Genomic DNA, 16,161 nt, shown 5'->3' with positions numbered 1-16,161 from the left:
GCCAAATAATCCAGATGGTTAGTATGACAATGGGGGATTTTATCCCCCATTTCTTTTTCCTCGCATTGTAATCGTTGAATGTAAGACATTCGTCCCCATATACTCAATTACCTATTTAGTGAAACTCGTGATGACTCGTGTTTCACGAGATTCCCAGTAATCTGGCGGAAGCTAAACTAAGAGAGAGCTCTATGAACCCTGAGCGTTCCGAACGCATAGAAATCCCCGTATTGCCTCTGCGCGATGTGGTGGTTTATCCGCATATGGTGATCCCACTGTTTGTTGGCCGGGAAAAGTCGATTCGGTGCCTGGAAGCGGCAATGGACCATGATAAAAAAATCATGCTGGTTGCGCAGAAAGAAGCTTCGACTGATGAGCCTGGTATCAACGATCTGTTTTCAGTAGGCACTGTAGCCTCGATTTTACAAATGCTGAAGTTACCTGATGGCACGGTCAAAGTGCTGGTTGAAGGGCTACAGCGTGCGCGTATTACCACGCTTTCCGACAGCGGTGAGCATTTTGCTGCTCAGGCAGAATATCTTGAATCGCCAGTGATGGACGATCGTGAACAAGAAGTATTGGTTCGCACGGCGATTAATCAGTTTGAAGGCTATATCAAACTGAATAAAAAGATCCCACCAGAAGTGCTGGCTTCACTGCACAGCATTGATGATGCAGCACGTCTTGCGGATACTATCGCGGCACATATGCCGTTGAAGTTAAATGATAAACAGGCTGTTCTGGAGATGTTCGATGTCACCGAACGTCTGGAGTACCTGATGGCGATGATGGAATCAGAAATCGATCTGTTACAGGTTGAAAAACGGATTCGTAATCGCGTCAAAAAACAGATGGAAAAGAGCCAGCGCGAGTACTATCTGAACGAGCAAATGAAGGCCATTCAGAAAGAACTGGGCGAGATGGACGATACGCCTGATGAGCACGAAGCGCTGAAGCGTAAAATCGAAGCGGCCAAAATGCCGAAAGATGCACGTGAAAAAACCGAAGCTGAGCTGCAAAAACTGAAAATGATGTCACCGATGTCTGCGGAAGCAACCGTAGTACGTGGTTATATTGATTGGATGTTGCAGGTGCCTTGGAACAGCCGCAGTAAAGTTAAAAAAGACTTGGTAAAAGCGCAGGAAGTTCTGGATACCGATCACTACGGTTTGGAACGAGTTAAAGATCGTATTTTAGAATACCTCGCAGTACAGAGCCGTGTTAGCAAGATTAAAGGGCCAATCCTGTGCCTGGTAGGGCCTCCTGGGGTGGGGAAAACCTCTCTGGGGCAATCTATTGCTCGTGCTACTGGCCGCCAGTATGTCCGTATGGCGCTGGGAGGGGTGCGTGATGAAGCGGAAATCCGTGGTCATCGCCGCACCTATATCGGCTCTATGCCGGGTAAATTGATCCAGAAGATGGCGAAAGTTGGGGTGAAGAACCCACTCTTCCTGTTGGATGAGATTGATAAGATGGCGTCCGATATGCGCGGTGATCCTGCGTCAGCACTGCTGGAGGTTTTGGACCCAGAACAAAACGTTGCATTCAACGATCACTATCTGGAAGTGGATTATGATCTGTCGGATGTCATGTTCGTTGCCACCTCCAACTCCATGAATATTCCAGCGCCGTTGCTGGATCGTATGGAAGTTATTCGCCTGTCCGGTTATACCGAAGATGAGAAACTCAATATTGCCAAGCAGCATCTGTTGCCGAAACAGTTTGAGCGCAACGCCATTAAGAAAGGCGAACTGACCATCGATGACAGTGCCATTATGAGCATTATCCGTTATTACACCCGTGAAGCTGGGGTGCGTAGTCTGGAGCGTGAAATCTCCAAACTGTGCCGTAAAGCAGTAAAAAATCTGCTGATGGATAAAACGGTTAAGCACATTGAAATCAACGGTGACAACCTGAAAGACTTCTTAGGTGTGCAGAAGGTCGATTATGGCCGAGCTGATACTGAGAATCGCGTAGGCCAAGTGACTGGGCTGGCATGGACGGAAGTGGGTGGTGACTTACTGACTATTGAGACTGCATGCGTTCCGGGCAAAGGCAAGCTGACTTACACCGGCTCGCTGGGTGAAGTGATGCAAGAATCAATTCAGGCGGCACTGACAGTGGTACGTGCGCGCGCAGATAAATTAGGTATTAACCCTGATTTCTACGAAAAACGCGATATCCATGTGCATGTGCCTGAAGGTGCGACGCCGAAAGATGGCCCGAGTGCAGGTATTGCTATGTGTACCGCGCTGGTTTCTTGTCTGACCGGTAACCCAGTGCGCGCGGATGTGGCGATGACCGGTGAAATCACCTTGCGTGGTTTAGTATTGCCAATCGGCGGTTTGAAAGAGAAATTGCTGGCAGCTCACCGTGGCGGGATCAAAATTGTGCTGATTCCCGAGGATAACAAACGTGATTTGGAAGAGATCCCAGACAATGTTATCGCTGATCTGGAGATTCATCCGGTTAAACTAATTGATGATGTTTTAGCCATCGCGTTGCAAAATCCAGCCTTCGGGGCACAGCCGGTAGCGTCAAAATAGTGACGGATCGCAAGAAGTATTGATAAAACTGATGCTGGTAAGTGAAATGCTACTTGCCAGCTATTTTTTGTGCCGCTAAGTTAGTTCGTCTGTCCGACAAAAGTTTATGCCTTTGGGCTGCTTGCCAAGGTTGGATAGGATTGATATAACAGCTGCGCTGTCGTGTTGTCCGTAGGGATTTTCGGCGCGACGATAGAATTCTAAAGGGGATGAAAGAGTGAATAAGTCACAACTGATCGACAAAATTGCCGCAGGTGCAGATATTTCCAAAGCGGCCGCTGGGCGCGCGTTAGATGCAATTATTGCTTCTGTTACTGAATCTTTGAAAGAAGGGGATGATGTAGCTCTGGTTGGTTTTGGTACTTTTGCAGTACGTGAGCGTTCTGCACGTACTGGCCGCAACCCTCAGACAGGCAAAGAAATCAGTATTCCTGCTGCTAAAGTACCAGGCTTCCGTGCCGGTAAAGGCTTGAAAGACGCAGTAAACTGATTGCCGCGTCAATTCTCATCTGCGCGTATACCCAAAGGAAATGAAGTAGCAGCCAGGTTGTAAGCGAACGAATACCGATGAGTCTGCTCAGGTCAGCGATTCGGGTTAGTGAAAGTAGCGGGCACCTGTGCAACTTCAAGTACCAAGGGTATATATTGTTTGTGTTAAACAATAACCTGACGCAGTTGAGCTGGTAAGGTAAGATACAAGGCGCATCGTTAATGATGCGCTTTTTTTTCGCTTAGGCAGTTGAACTGGCTGAGCGTTAAACGGGTGTAAAATGTTAGTCTGACGAGAGAATATCAGCGACCCGTTTAGAGCAAAAATAGGCAGTAACAAATAGAGTAAGCAGTTTAACGCGCAGCAGCACGAAGGGCTGTCGCAAGGAATGCTGGGTTTATTTAGACCTGCGCAACAGTTTTAATCCATATTACAGCGGAGTATTGTCACATTATGATGGACAATTTACGCGCGGCTGCTAATAACGTCGTGCTCAAAATCATTCTGGCCTTGATCATGTTGTCCTTTATCCTGACCGGGGTTGGCAGCTATCTGATTGGCGGTTCCAACGACTTCGCAGCCAAAGTTAATGGCCAAGAGATTAGTCGTGCTCAGTTAGAACAAGCTGTACAGAGTGAGCGTGGCCGCTTGCAGCAGCAATTAGGTGAACAATTCTCCGCACTGGCCGCCAATGAAGGCTACATGCTGCAATTACGCCAGCAGGTATTGGGGCAGTTGGTCAACAACATGTTGCTTGACCAGTACGCCAAAAAACTGGGCCTGACTGCTAGCGACGAACAAGTTAAAGATGCCATCCGCCAGGCACCTTATTTCCAGACCGATAATAAGTTCGATAACAACAAATATCTCGAACTGGTTAATCGGATGGGCTACACCCCTGATCAATTCGCGCAATTACAGCGTCAGCAGCTCATTAATCAACAATTGCTGCAAGCGTTTGGTGATACTGGCTTTGTTCTGCCTATCGAAGCACAGGCGATGTCAGAGCTGATTTTGCAGCAACGTGAAGTTCGTCTGGCGACAGTTGATCTCAAAGCCCTTCAGGCACAGCAGAAAGTCACTGATGAAGAGCTGCAAGCCTACTACGACCAGAACAAGAATAGCTTCATTGCACCGGAACAGATGAAAGTCAGTTTCATTACGATGGATGCTGCCGCGATGCAGGACAAAATCACGCTCACCGAGGAAGATATCGCGGCGTATTATGAACTGCATAAAAGCAGCTATACCCAGCCGGAACAACGCAACTACAGTGTGATTCAGTTTAAAACTGAAGCTGAAGCCAAAGCGGCGTTAGAGGAGCTGAAAAAAGGTGCTGATTTTGCTGCGATGGCAAAAGAGAAATCTACCGATATCATTTCCCGCAAAAATGGGGGTGAACTGGGGTGGTTGGAACCAGAAACTACGGCTGATGAACTGAAACAAGCGAATTTGACCGAGAAGGGCCAACTGTCTGATGTGGTTAAATCTTCGGTGGGTTATCTGGTTGTTCGCTTAAATGACATCAAACCTGCCCTGGTTAAACCTTTGTCAGAAGTGCATGATGCACTGGCAAAACAAGTTAAGCAGGAAAAAGCTGTTGACGCTTACTACGCGTTACAGCAAAAGGTCAGTGAAGCCGCTACCAGTGATAACGAATCTCTAGCCTCAGCGGAAGAAGCAGCAGGTGCTAAAGCTAAGCAAACTGGCTGGTTTACTCGCGACGCAGTACCTGCTGAGGTTAACTTCAAACCGGTTGTACAGGCAATCTTTGACGGTGGCCTGGTCGGTGAAAATGGTGCGCCAGGTAGTAATTCAGATGTAATCACTGTTGACGGCGACCGTGCTTTTGTTATCCGCATTGATGCTCATAAACCTGAAGGTATTCAACCATTTGATCAAGTACGCGATCAGGTTGCTGAGTTGGTGAAACGTCAGAAAGCAGAACAATTGGCACGTGTTGATGGTGAGAAACTCCTGACTGCACTGAAACAAGGTAAAGGCGAAGAGGCGATGAAAGCTGCTGGTATCAGCTTTGGCGAGAAGAAAACCTTGTCACGTGCACCAGACGATGATCAATTAGTGCAGACTATTTTTGCCTTGCCTCATCCGCAAAAAGATCAGTCGGTTTATGGCTTATCCCAGGATCGTCAAGACAACATCGTACTGATCGAACTGCTATCAGTAACGCCGGGTAAATTGCCGGAAGGCGAGATGAAGACCTTTAGCGCTAAAATGCTAGAAGGGTCAAGCGGTGTGACTTTTGATGCATTGATGGCAAATCTGCACAAACAGGCAACCATTAAGATGGGGCCAGCGGAGCAACAGCAGCCGCAATAAAACCATAATTGCCATGAGTCTCGCATACATCTGCAACTCGATGTAATAAAGAAAGGTCGCTTTGGCGACCTTTCGCATATCTGAAATCTACCCTTTGTGATGAATCGGAGGTTGCGGCAAGGTAGTCATGCTGTCAAACACAAGGAGGATACAGCATGAAATTCATAGGAAAATTATTTGTTATAACCGCATTGTTCGCAGGTCTGAATATCCAGCAGGTAGTTTTTGCCGCTCCCGTCAGCCCTACGAGTACGACTCAGAATAAAGACCTCAATTCGCAAAGCCATACTCCAATAAATAGCCAGCTAAAAGCAGGCTCTTCGCCTGCCAAAGTGGCGGATAAGACCAATGCAACGGCAACAACCACAGCTGGCAGCTCAACGGATAGTGCATATAGCCAAATCAATATTAATAGTGCTAATGCGGAACAGTTGGCCCAGTTCCTGAGCGGAATTGGCAGGAAGAAGGCAGAGGCTATCGTTAATTATCGCGAGCAGTTCGGCCCTTTTACTGATGTTGAGCAGTTACTCGAAGTTCCAGGTATCGGCCCCTCGTTTTTAGAGAGAAACAATACCAAGCTTAAAATGTAACTTTAGTTGGTGATGGGGATGTGCTGTGGTCAGACAGATATCAGTGACTATTTTCACCACAAATAATCCCCATCTTTTCATAATGTAAGTCGCAGTAGCAGAGGGAAACTGTGATTTCGCTCTAGATTATATCGTAAGCATGCGATGAAGTGATTTCCCTCTGCTAATCTTGCTGTGAGGTCGTACCAGTTGTGCGGGTGTTCTCTTGCCAACTCTATTTTACTGCCGAAGGTACGTAATTTTTATTCACTGTCTGGAGAAGCTCGCTGTCATGCATATTCATATTAAAGTCCGGGGTTTTCATATTGATGTTTTCCAACATGTTAATAATGCCCGCTACTTAGAGTTTCTCGAAGAAGCGCGTTGGGAATGGCTTGATGGGGAGCCAGCAGCGCAATGGATGGCTGAAAACCAAATCGCTTTTATCGTGGTTAATATCAATATCAACTACCGTCGGCCTGCAGTATTGGGGGATCTGCTACGAATCGATAGCCAGTTATTAAAGCTAAACGGTAAAAGTGGTGTGATGAAACAGACTGTCACGCTAGAGCCTGAATCTATTCCGGTGGCAGATGCAGAACTAACGTTTGTCTGTATCGATCTGCGTAGTCAGAGAGCATTGCCCATTGAGGGAGAACTAAGGGAAAAACTGGACGAGTTTGTCAATCGAGGTATTACAGGATAACTCGGCTTTGTTGCCGGGGAGGGATATTTTCCCTGAATATCTGGTTAAATGTGCAATGGCCGCGATATACCTCGCTCTGATGAGCGAGGTCACGATTAGAACAAGGCAATGGGTCGATTACAGTGGCTATCTGAGTGAACAATAATCAAGCTAGCCCGGTTTTTTGTTTCAAGCTCAATAATACTTTTGGCTTATTAGCAAGATAGAACGCCAGCCCTTTGGCTCGTAAATGGCAGGCAGCACATTGGCCGCAACCATCGCCTTGAATCCCATTGTAGCAAGTAAGTGTCTCGTGGCGGACCAGCTCGAGTTGCTGATAATAATCAGCTAGTGCCCAGGTTTCTGCTTTATCCAGCCACATTAAAGGGGTAATGAAAGCGATATCTCGGCCAATACCCAAATCGATTGCATGGTTGAGTGCCTTCACGAACTCATCCCGGCAATCAGGGTAGCCGGAGAAGTCAGTCTCACAAACCCCGGTGATAACCGTCGGAGCTTGCACTTGATAAGCATAAATTGCGGCTAAGGTCAGGAATAGAATATTGCGACCAGGGACAAACGTACTGGGAACCGTATCGGCATCCTCTTCATCAAAAGAGGGGATAGGGATACTGTCTCGGGTCAGACTGCTCACCGCTAACTCATTGAGCATGCCAACATCTAGCACTTTGTGTGCTTTAGCACCAAGCTGCGTGGCAAGCGCGCGAGCAACATCAATTTCTGCGCGGTGGCGCTGTCCGTAATCGAATGTAATGCAGTGGACTTCATCATATTGCTGTAATGCTTGAATTAAACAGGTAGTGGAATCTTGCCCACCACTAAATACAACGACAGCGCGTTTCATACTGTGACCTCGTACGGCTGTGAGCCTCGAAAGAGCCAACCCACAGCAAAATAAAGAATTGGCGGTATGTTACTCAGTTCACGGACGAAAGGGTAGCAACCTGCATTTGGCAATCAGGTAGTCGCCGGTGGGAGCCATGCCTGATTGAAATCAAACCAACCATATGCGGTTAGGGTAACACCGTTAATCCGTGGCGGAGCATTGACCTGATACTGATAATTGAATAGTGGGAGAATCAGCCCTGCCAGCATCAGACCATTATAATATTCACGCAATTGGCGGAAACGCTCAGCCGCAAGTTCAGTTTGCTGAATCTGTATCAGTGTTTGTTGCTGTAGTTCTAATTGAGCAGGGGAGAGTATACCGCGCCACAGCGGATCAAGTTGGAGCCAGCTTTCCATCGCCGCTTCAGGAGATTCACCAACTAAGTGGTCCGCTAATAATAAGTCTGCCTCTTCAATTTGATGAGTATCTTTCCACTGCTTATCACGACTGGCGCGGATTTCTAATGTGCAACCATGGGTTGCCAATACCGCTTTTAGTTGTTCGGCAACACTCTCAAGTTCCATTGGAGGTTGATAGGTCAGTATCAGATGGGCAGGCAATGGCGGGTTTTCATCGGCGCTAAACCGGGGGATAGGCCAGCCGGGTAGCATTTCATGACTAGGCGTTATCACACCACGCCGAATGGATAACTCTTCTAAGATGCCGGAAGTTTGCACTAGCATCAGCAATTTGGCTATTTGCTGGGGAGTAATATTATTGAGGTGCCGATTGATGGCCAGATAGCAAAATCCAAGGCTCATACTGCGCTGAACAGGGCGGGCTAAAGGGAAATCCTCCTCCTGTCCAATGGTTATACGTACCGGGTGTTGGCAACTCCCATCCGCTGACTGTACGACAAGGCTTGGAGTTATCCAGTATTCAATGAATTCCAGATAAGGATGTTGCAAATGGTAAAATTCGTGCTGCTCCAACCGGACCAGATGTGGGTTAAAGGTCGCTAACTTAAATGGGCCAGCCCCCAGAAGTGAGGCGTCGGGATGAAACAGTTTACACGGTAAATCTGCCAGCCGATGTGCCAGCCAGTAATCAGGATGCAGCAGCGTAAATTTCAGGCATAAAGCATGGGGCAGGGTAATCGTTGCAATATTGGCAAAACTCGGTTGGCTGCGTGGATTTGCCCGCAGCAGTGCCAGCGTTTGCAACAACTGCTCGCTGCGGATATGTTCCCCATTATGCCAACGTAATTGACTGCGTAAGAAGAATTGCCAGGTTAAACCATCATCGCTGACTTGCCAGTGATGGGCCAGATCCGGTTTTGGCAGTGGGTCTCCGGTGTTAAATCGGGTCAGGCCAGCATGTAAAGTATAAATCAGATGCTGCTCTGCCCGGCCACTGACGGTCATTGGATTTAACGGTTCAAGCTCCCGATAATAAGGGATTCGCAGTATTGGGCTATCGGCTTGCCATTGTCCCCCCATGTGAGGGTTTAGTAACGCTTGAAGGCGTTCAGGTTCCAGTTGGGCGAGTGCGAGAGCAGCTTGATGGTCACCTTGCTCAAGGAACAATTGCAGGTAGGTTGCGCGCAGCGCATCTGGTTTTTTCAGGCATTGTAGTTGCGCGCGTTTGCCGCGGCCAACTTGTGAATGCCAACTGAGCCAGTCATTCGCTTGTAGTTGTTGAATCAGAGTGCGGGCATGTCGCTCACTGCAAAATAGTAGGCCTGCCAGTTCACTGACGGTGGTAGCCGCCGGTTGATCGCCGAACTTTTGGTACAAGCGCTGATATTGGGTTAGTCGGTGAATAATGCGCATAATTAAGATGTTATCCCATTAAGGCTATTTTAGCTCTTGGACGAACTCATCAAATGCCTTTATTTTTAAATGACTTAGGGATCTGCACGGTTCATTCTCATGTGGCGATGAGTTACAACGTGATCTGGCACTCTCAGTGCTGTGCGTGTTCAAACTGATAGTATCCATTACGCCTATTCGGGCTGCTTATAAATCAGGAATAGTTTAATTTAATTGTTCACTATTAGTTCCGTAAATAGTACGTCATAATTTTATTCATACCACCAGTTTTGCTGTTATCGAGGTTTTAAATGTACCGTTTAGCCGCTTTTGATATGGATGGAACCTTACTGATGCGCGACCATAAAATTGGCGGCGCTACATTGAATGCGTTACACCAGTTGGTGGACAACGGGATGATCCTAACCTTTGCTACCGGTCGACATTATATTGATATGAAAGGGATTTTATCTCACTCAGGCATAAATGGTTATTTGATCACTGGCAATGGGACCCGAGTCTGTGATGTAGAGGGTGAAGCATTATACGGTATGGATTTGCCCGCAGAACTGGTGGAGTTTGTGTTACGAACTCCGTGGCAGACCCGTGCCAGCATCCATATTTTCCGTGATGATGGTTGGTTTACTGATTGTAATGACCCTGCGCTGCTGACTGCACATAAAACCAGTGGCTTCCAGTTTCAGCTCACGGCACTGAGCGCATTGCCTCTAACTGGTAATCATAAGATTTGCTTTATTGCCTCACATCAGGAATTGACCGAGCTTAAAACCCAGCTTGAGCAGCAGATGGGCGGCGAAGCCGATTTTTGTTTTTCAGCGGTTGATTGCCTTGAAGTGTTGCCTCGTGGATGCAACAAAGGGGCGGCTTTAGAGCGATTAAGCCATAATCTCAATTTAACACTGGCCGATTGTATGGCCTTTGGTGATGCGATGAATGATAAAGAGATGCTATCGCGGGTAGGTCTTGGCTTAGTGATGGGAAACGCATTACCGCAATTGAAGCAAGAGTTACCTCAGTTACAGGTTATTGGGCGCTGTGAACAACAAGGCGTCGCTAACTATTTGCAACATTGGCTAAGTTCACCACACCTCACCTATTCCCCCGAATTCTGAGGTTTATCTCCTTGGTACTTAGAGTTGTAGCAGTGTTAACGGGCTTACTCACCCGAATCACTGATGGTGTCAGCTCAGCGGATCACTCGCTTGCTGCCTAACTGCACCTTTTGATGACTTGAGGATAGCTATTAGCCAGCCGGATAATCATCCGGTTTTTTTCTGCCAAAATTCGGTTTTCCTCGGTCATCCAAGAGGGGAAAACCGAATTTTATCGGTTAATTACAGGTTATTTAATTCATTACTAAATGGGGTCAGATCACCAATGTTATTACTGACCCATTCGGTATTGTAATAGGTATCCAGATAGCGTTCGCCACTGTCGCAGAGCAACGTCACAATAGCGCCGGTTTTGCCTCGCTCACGCATCTGTTTGGCTAATTGTAATGCGCCCCAGACGTTAGTGCCGGTGGATGCCCCCACTTTGCGTCCCAAAATACCTTCCAACCAATGAATGGTTGCAACACTGGCAGCATCGGGTACGCGCAACATACTGTCGATCACTTCTGGAATAAACGAAGGCTCAGCCCGTGGGCGGCCGATCCCTTCAATACGGCTGCCGCAACTACCGGTAACCGTGCGGTCGCGGTTACAGAAACAGTCATAAAATACTGAATTCTCTGGGTCGACTACCATCAATTGGGTGTCATGCCCTTGGTAGCGGATATAGCGGCCTAGGGTCGCCGATGTGCCGCCAGTGCCAGCACTCATGACGATATAGTCAGGTACCGGGAAAGGTTCACGCGCCATTTGGCGGAAGATGCTATCGGCAATGTTGTTATTGCCACGCCAGTCGGTAGCGCGCTCTGCATAAGTGAACTGATCCATATAGTGACCATTCAGGTCACGAGCCAGTTGTTCAGATGCTGCATAAATTTGCCCAGCGCTTTCAACAAAATGACAGCGACCACCATAGAAGGTGATCTGCTCGACTTTGCGCCGCGCAGTGCAACTTGGCATAACTGCAATAAAGGGCAGGCCAATCAGCCGGGCAAAGTAGGCTTCAGACACTGCCGTGCTTCCTGAGGAAGCCTCGATTATCGTTGTTCCTTCTGTAATCCAGCCATTACATAAGCCATAAAGAAACAGTGAACGAGCTAAACGGTGCTTTAGGCTACCGGTTGGATGGGTGCTCTCATCTTTTAAATAGAGATAAATACCGGGAAAAGCCGGCAGGTTTAGGCGGATCAGGTGAGTATCAGCGGAGCGTTGGAAGTCAGCTTCTATTTCACTGATAGCATTTTTTACCCAAGTGTTGGTCATTTCATGGCCTGCGATGTAGGTAGTAAACTAATGATGACTAGATTAACGGTTATTAAAGAAAAAAACGTTGCCATTTTTCCTTCTTTATCGCCAAATGGTAGAAATTTATTCTATGGTTACTCGTTATGTTAGATAAAACTGACCGTAAACTCCTCTGTATGTTGCAAGAAGATTGCACTCAATCACTGCAAGTACTGGCCGAAGCCGTCAATCTTACCTCCACACCCTGCTGGAAACGGTTAAAACGCCTTGAGGATGAAGGATTTATCCGTGGGCGCGTGGCACTGCTGGACAGCGAAAAATTGGGGTTGGGGCTTACGGCATTTGTGCTGATTAAAACTCAGCAGCATAATAGTGGCTGGTATCAGGAATTTGTTGAATTTACTAAGCAAATGCCAGAGGTGTTGGCGTTCTATCGTATGGCCGGAGAATATGACTATCTGATGCAGGTCGAAGTTGCCGATATGAAAAGTTACGACAATTTTTACAAACGCATGGTTAATGGTGTTCCGGGGCTGATTGATGTGACATCAAGTTTTGCGATGGAAAAAATCAAATATACAACTATGTTGCCTGTTCCTGAGTGAATATTTGGATTAAAAGCCCTTTTACCGATGCTATGCTACCCCCTTCATCGCGCGTAGCGAGAAAATACCGATGTATTCGGTGTCAGACCAGGAATAAAACTGAGTGAGATTGTTTGCACAACTAGGCTGGTATTTTCGCCGTGAATGGCGCCGCTATGTAGGCGCGGTGTTGTTGTTAATTATTATCGCTATCCTACAACTGTTGCCGCCTAAACTGGTCGGAGTAATTGTGGATGGTATCAGCACAAAACAGATGTCTACCAATATGTTACTGGTATGGATTGGTGTGATGCTGATAACCGCTATTGTGGTCTACCTACTGCGTTATGTCTGGCGTGTTTTATTATTTGGTGCCTCTTATCAATTGGCTGTGGAGTTGCGGTCAAACTTTTATCGCCAACTTAGCCGCCAGGCCCCTGGTTTCTATTTACGTCACCGTACCGGCGATTTAATGGCTCGTGCGACGAATGATGTTGATCGCGTGGTCTTTGCTGCCGGTGAGGGGGTGCTGACGCTGGTGGATTCGTTGGTGATGGGATGCGCGGTGCTGATTGTAATGAGCACCCAAATTAGCTGGCAATTAACACTGTTATCATTGTTACCTATGCCGGTAATGGCGGTGGTGATCAAATATTACGGTGACCAACTGCATCAACGTTTCAAATCGGCCCAAGGGGCATTTTCTACGCTGAATAACCAGGCGCAAGAAAGCCTGACCAGTATTCGCATGATTAAAGCTTTTGGCCTGGAAGATCATCAATCACAGCAGTTTGCTCAGGTCGCGGCAGAAGCCGGTGCCAAGAATATGTATGTCGCACGTATCGATGCCCGTTTTGATCCAACTATCTATATCGCCATCGGGATCGCGAATTTATTGGCGATTGGCGGCGGCAGTTGGATGGTGGTTAATCACAGTATTACTTTGGGTCAACTTACCAGTTTCATCATGTATCTGGGGCTGATGATCTGGCCCATGCTTGCCTTGGCGTGGATGTTCAATATCGTTGAACGAGGCAGTGCCGCCTATAGCCGTATTCGCAGTTTGCTGGAAGAAGCGCCGGTGGTTAAAGATGGTGATATTGAGCTGAGCGATGGGCGTGGCACACTCGCGGTGAATATTCGCCATTTCTATTACCCAGGTAGTGAACAGCCTGCGTTACATGATGTGGCGCTGAAATTAGCACCGGGGCAGATGTTGGGGCTATGCGGGCCTACAGGGTCGGGTAAGAGTACCTTACTGGCATTGATTCAGCGGCAGTTTGATGTGGATGATGGTGCTATTTGTTATCAAGGGCATGCGCTGTCTGATATTAGGTTGCATGACTGGCGTGGCCGTTTATCTGTGGTCAGCCAAACGCCATTCCTCTTTTCTGATACGGTTGCTGGCAACATTGCATTGGGTAAACCTGATGCCACGCAGGCTCAAATTGAGCGGGCCGCTCGTTTAGCCAGTGTGCATGAAGATATTTTACGCCTTCCTCAGGGTTATGACACTGAAGTGGGTGAGCGCGGTGTGATGCTATCTGGCGGGCAGAAACAGCGGATTTCCATCGCCCGCGCACTGTTGCTGGATACTGAGATCCTGATTCTCGATGATGCGCTATCCGCAGTTGATGGTCAGACCGAATATGAAATCCTAAAAAATCTGCGTGAATGGGGTGAGCATCGTACCGTGATTATCAGTGCGCACCGTCTTTCAGCGTTGACCGAAGCCAGCGAAATTTTAGTGATGCAACATGGTGGCGTGATGCAGCGCGGGACACATAACGTATTAGTCAGTCAATCCGGCTGGTATCGGGAGATGTACCGTTATCAACAACTGGAGGCAGCATTAGATGATGGTGAGTCGGAGGCCAAAACCGATGAGTAAAGTTCAGCAACTTTGGCCGACACTTAAGCGCCTGCTCTCCTATGGCTCCCCTTATCGTAAACCGTTAGGGTTGGCGGTATTGATGTTATGGATTGCGGCTGCCGCCGAGGTCAGCGGCCCGCTTTTGATAAGTTATTTTATTGACCATGTGGTCGCAAAAGGCACTTTGCCCCTCGGTTTAGTCAGTGGGTTGGCATTGGCTTATCTGTTGCTGCAACTGTTGGCAGCAGCATTGCATTATTTTCAGGCATTGCTTTTTAACCGTGCTGCCGTAGGTGTGGTTCAGCGCCTACGTATTGAAGTGATGGATGCCGCTTTGCGTCAACCTCTCAGTGCGTTTGATACCCAGCCGGTCGGGCAATTGATTTCCCGTGTCACAAATGACACCGAAGTCATTAAAGATTTATATGTGATGGTGGTCTCCACCGTATTAAAAAGCGCGGCATTAATTGGCGCGATGCTGGTGGCGATGTTCAGTCTGGATTGGCGTATGGCGCTAATTTCTATCTGTATCTTTCCAGCAGTGCTGGTAGTGATGGCCATTTATCAACATTACAGCACACCCGTAGTGCGGCGAGTCCGGGCTTATTTGGCTGATATTAACGACGGTTTTAATGAAATTATTAACGGCATGGGCGTGATTCAGCAGTTTCGCCAGCAAGCTCGTTTTGGCGAACGTATGGAGTCTGCCAGCCGTGCGCACTATATGGCACGCATGCAAACTTTACGCTTGGAAGGGTTTTTATTGCGCCCGCTGCTGAGCCTGTTTTCTGCCTTGGTACTGTGTGGTTTGTTACTGTTGTTCGGTTTCAGTCCTGATGGCTCAGTGGGGGTGGGTGTGCTGTATGCTTTCATTAACTATCTGGGCCGCTTAAATGAACCCTTAATTGAACTCACATCACAGCAGTCAGTCATGCAGCAAGCTGTGGTGGCTGGGGAACGTATTTTTGATCTGATGGACCGCGCCCAGCAAGGATACGGTACTGATGATCGCCCACTGACCAGTGGCCGTATCCAGGTGGATAATGTCAGCTTTGCTTATCGTAGCGATAAAATGGTACTGCAAAATATCTCCCTTGATGTACCTTCGCACGGGTTTGTTGCTCTGGTCGGGCATACCGGCAGCGGAAAAAGTACGTTGGCTAACCTGTTGATGGGCTACTACCCGGTGCAACATGGTGAGATTCTGCTAGATGCTCGTCCTTTATCCGCGTTATCCCATCAGACCTTGCGCCAAGGGGTGGCCATGGTGCAACAGGATCCAGTGGTGTTGGCTGATTCCTTTTTTGCCAATGTGACTTTAGGCCGTGATATCTCTGAACAGCAAGTGTGGGAAGCTCTGGAAACGGTGCAACTGGCCCCTTTAGTCCATGCGCTACCCGATGGATTGCACAGTCTGCTTGGTGAGCAGGGGAATACCTTGTCAGTTGGGCAAAAACAGTTGCTGGCGATGGCGCGAGTATTGGTACAGGCTCCGCAAATCCTGATTTTAGATGAGGCGACTGCCAATATTGACTCTGGTACTGAGCAGGCCATTCAGCGGGCATTGCAGCTAATCCGAAAAAATACCACGCTGGTAGTGATTGCTCACCGCCTTTCAACCATTGTTGATGCTGATACCATCTTGGTGTTGCACCGTGGTGTGGCAGTGGAGCAGGGTAAGCATCAAGAGCTGCTGGCCGCCCATGGGCGTTATTATCAAATGTATCAATTGCAATTGGTTAGCGAAGATTTAGCCGCCATTGATCAGGTAGAAACGGCGGTAAGTTAATTAATAAGTTGTGGGGCTAAGCGGCCCCGCACTATTTTCTGTGTTTTCCTAAGTCAAATCGTTAATGCATATCCCCGTTAATGCCCATTTTGCAGCTTTCGTGCACCATAATCTTGCAATGCAATAGGTCGTCGATGCTGTCGTGCACTTCTGTGACGCGCTTCGCACTATTTTGGTGCGCGAAAATTATTCAACACGATGAATTCAGCCGCTACACGGCTGACTCATGTATCTCAACCGCCCTAG

At 47.8% G+C, this 16,161-nt stretch carries 12 protein-coding genes; 9 read left to right on the top strand and 3 right to left on the bottom strand.

Going from position 1 to position 16,161, the window contains the following annotated elements:
• Nucleotides 1-191 precede the first annotated feature (191 nt).
• The 5 genes from lon to V2A84_RS13725 all read left to right on the top strand — a co-directional run bounded on the left by lon (nt 192) and on the right by V2A84_RS13725 (nt 6,651).
• Nucleotides 192-2,546 (top strand): endopeptidase La, encoded by a 2,355-nt coding sequence (lon, locus tag V2A84_RS13745; protein WP_005182204.1) that lies wholly within the window; start codon nt 192-194, stop codon nt 2,544-2,546.
• Between the two features lie 217 nt (nt 2,547-2,763).
• On the top strand, nt 2,764-3,036 hold the full coding sequence (gene hupB, locus V2A84_RS13740) for a nucleoid-associated protein HU-beta (RefSeq protein ID WP_004392663.1): 273 nt from the start codon (nt 2,764-2,766) through the stop codon (nt 3,034-3,036).
• Between the two features lie 453 nt (nt 3,037-3,489).
• Entirely contained in the window at nt 3,490-5,376 is a 1,887-nt protein-coding gene (ppiD, locus tag V2A84_RS13735; RefSeq protein ID WP_083160021.1) for a peptidylprolyl isomerase, read from the top strand.
• Nucleotides 5,377-5,531: 155 nt separating this feature from the next.
• A complete protein-coding gene (locus tag V2A84_RS13730; protein ID WP_372568766.1) occupies nt 5,532-5,966 on the top strand; it encodes a ComEA family DNA-binding protein in 435 nt (144 codons plus the stop codon).
• A gap of 271 nt (nt 5,967-6,237) precedes the next feature.
• A complete protein-coding gene (locus tag V2A84_RS13725) occupies nt 6,238-6,651 on the top strand; it encodes an acyl-CoA thioesterase (RefSeq protein ID WP_083160017.1) in 414 nt (137 codons plus the stop codon).
• Between the two features lie 145 nt (nt 6,652-6,796).
• On the opposite strand, the gene queC is transcribed toward V2A84_RS13725, so the two are convergent.
• Both queC and V2A84_RS13715 read right to left on the bottom strand, forming a co-directional pair.
• A complete protein-coding gene (gene queC / locus V2A84_RS13720; RefSeq protein WP_083160015.1) occupies nt 6,797-7,495 on the bottom strand; it encodes a 7-cyano-7-deazaguanine synthase QueC in 699 nt (232 codons plus the stop codon).
• 113 nt (nt 7,496-7,608) lie between these two features.
• A complete protein-coding gene (locus V2A84_RS13715; protein ID WP_083160013.1) occupies nt 7,609-9,312 on the bottom strand; it encodes an SgrR family transcriptional regulator in 1,704 nt (567 codons plus the stop codon).
• Nucleotides 9,313-9,602: 290 nt separating this feature from the next.
• Between V2A84_RS13715 and cof the strand changes: the two genes are divergently transcribed.
• Nucleotides 9,603-10,424, top strand: coding sequence for an HMP-PP phosphatase (gene cof / locus V2A84_RS13710; protein ID WP_442848918.1), 822 nt, complete (start codon nt 9,603-9,605; stop codon nt 10,422-10,424).
• Nucleotides 10,425-10,646: 222 nt separating this feature from the next.
• On the opposite strand, the gene V2A84_RS13705 is transcribed toward cof, so the two are convergent.
• Entirely contained in the window at nt 10,647-11,687 is a 1,041-nt protein-coding gene (locus tag V2A84_RS13705) for a PLP-dependent cysteine synthase family protein (RefSeq protein WP_083160009.1), read from the bottom strand.
• A 125-nt stretch (nt 11,688-11,812) separates the two neighbouring features.
• Here V2A84_RS13705 and V2A84_RS13700 point away from each other — a divergent pair, with 125 nt between their 5' ends.
• From V2A84_RS13700 to V2A84_RS13690, 3 genes are all read left to right on the top strand, one after another.
• Nucleotides 11,813-12,274 (top strand): Lrp/AsnC family transcriptional regulator, encoded by a 462-nt coding sequence (locus V2A84_RS13700; protein WP_083160007.1) that lies wholly within the window; start codon nt 11,813-11,815, stop codon nt 12,272-12,274.
• Between the two features lie 103 nt (nt 12,275-12,377).
• The gene (locus tag V2A84_RS13695) at nt 12,378-14,144 is read left to right on the top strand and encodes a SmdA family multidrug ABC transporter permease/ATP-binding protein (protein WP_083160005.1); all 1,767 of its coding nucleotides are present in this window, start codon (nt 12,378-12,380) and stop codon (nt 14,142-14,144) included.
• A complete protein-coding gene (locus V2A84_RS13690) occupies nt 14,137-15,915 on the top strand; it encodes a SmdB family multidrug efflux ABC transporter permease/ATP-binding protein (protein ID WP_083160003.1) in 1,779 nt (592 codons plus the stop codon). The genes V2A84_RS13695 and V2A84_RS13690 overlap by 8 nt, the downstream gene beginning before the upstream one ends.
• The last annotated feature ends 246 nt before the right edge of the window (nt 15,916-16,161 follow it).

The sequence above is a fragment of the Yersinia sp. 2553 StPb PI genome, from assembly GCF_052217105.1.
GTDB classification, from domain to species: Bacteria; Pseudomonadota; Gammaproteobacteria; order Enterobacterales; family Enterobacteriaceae; genus Yersinia; species Yersinia enterocolitica_E.
The sequence above is the reverse complement of the archived record's forward strand: the minus strand, read 5'-3'. Positions and strand labels throughout refer to the sequence as shown.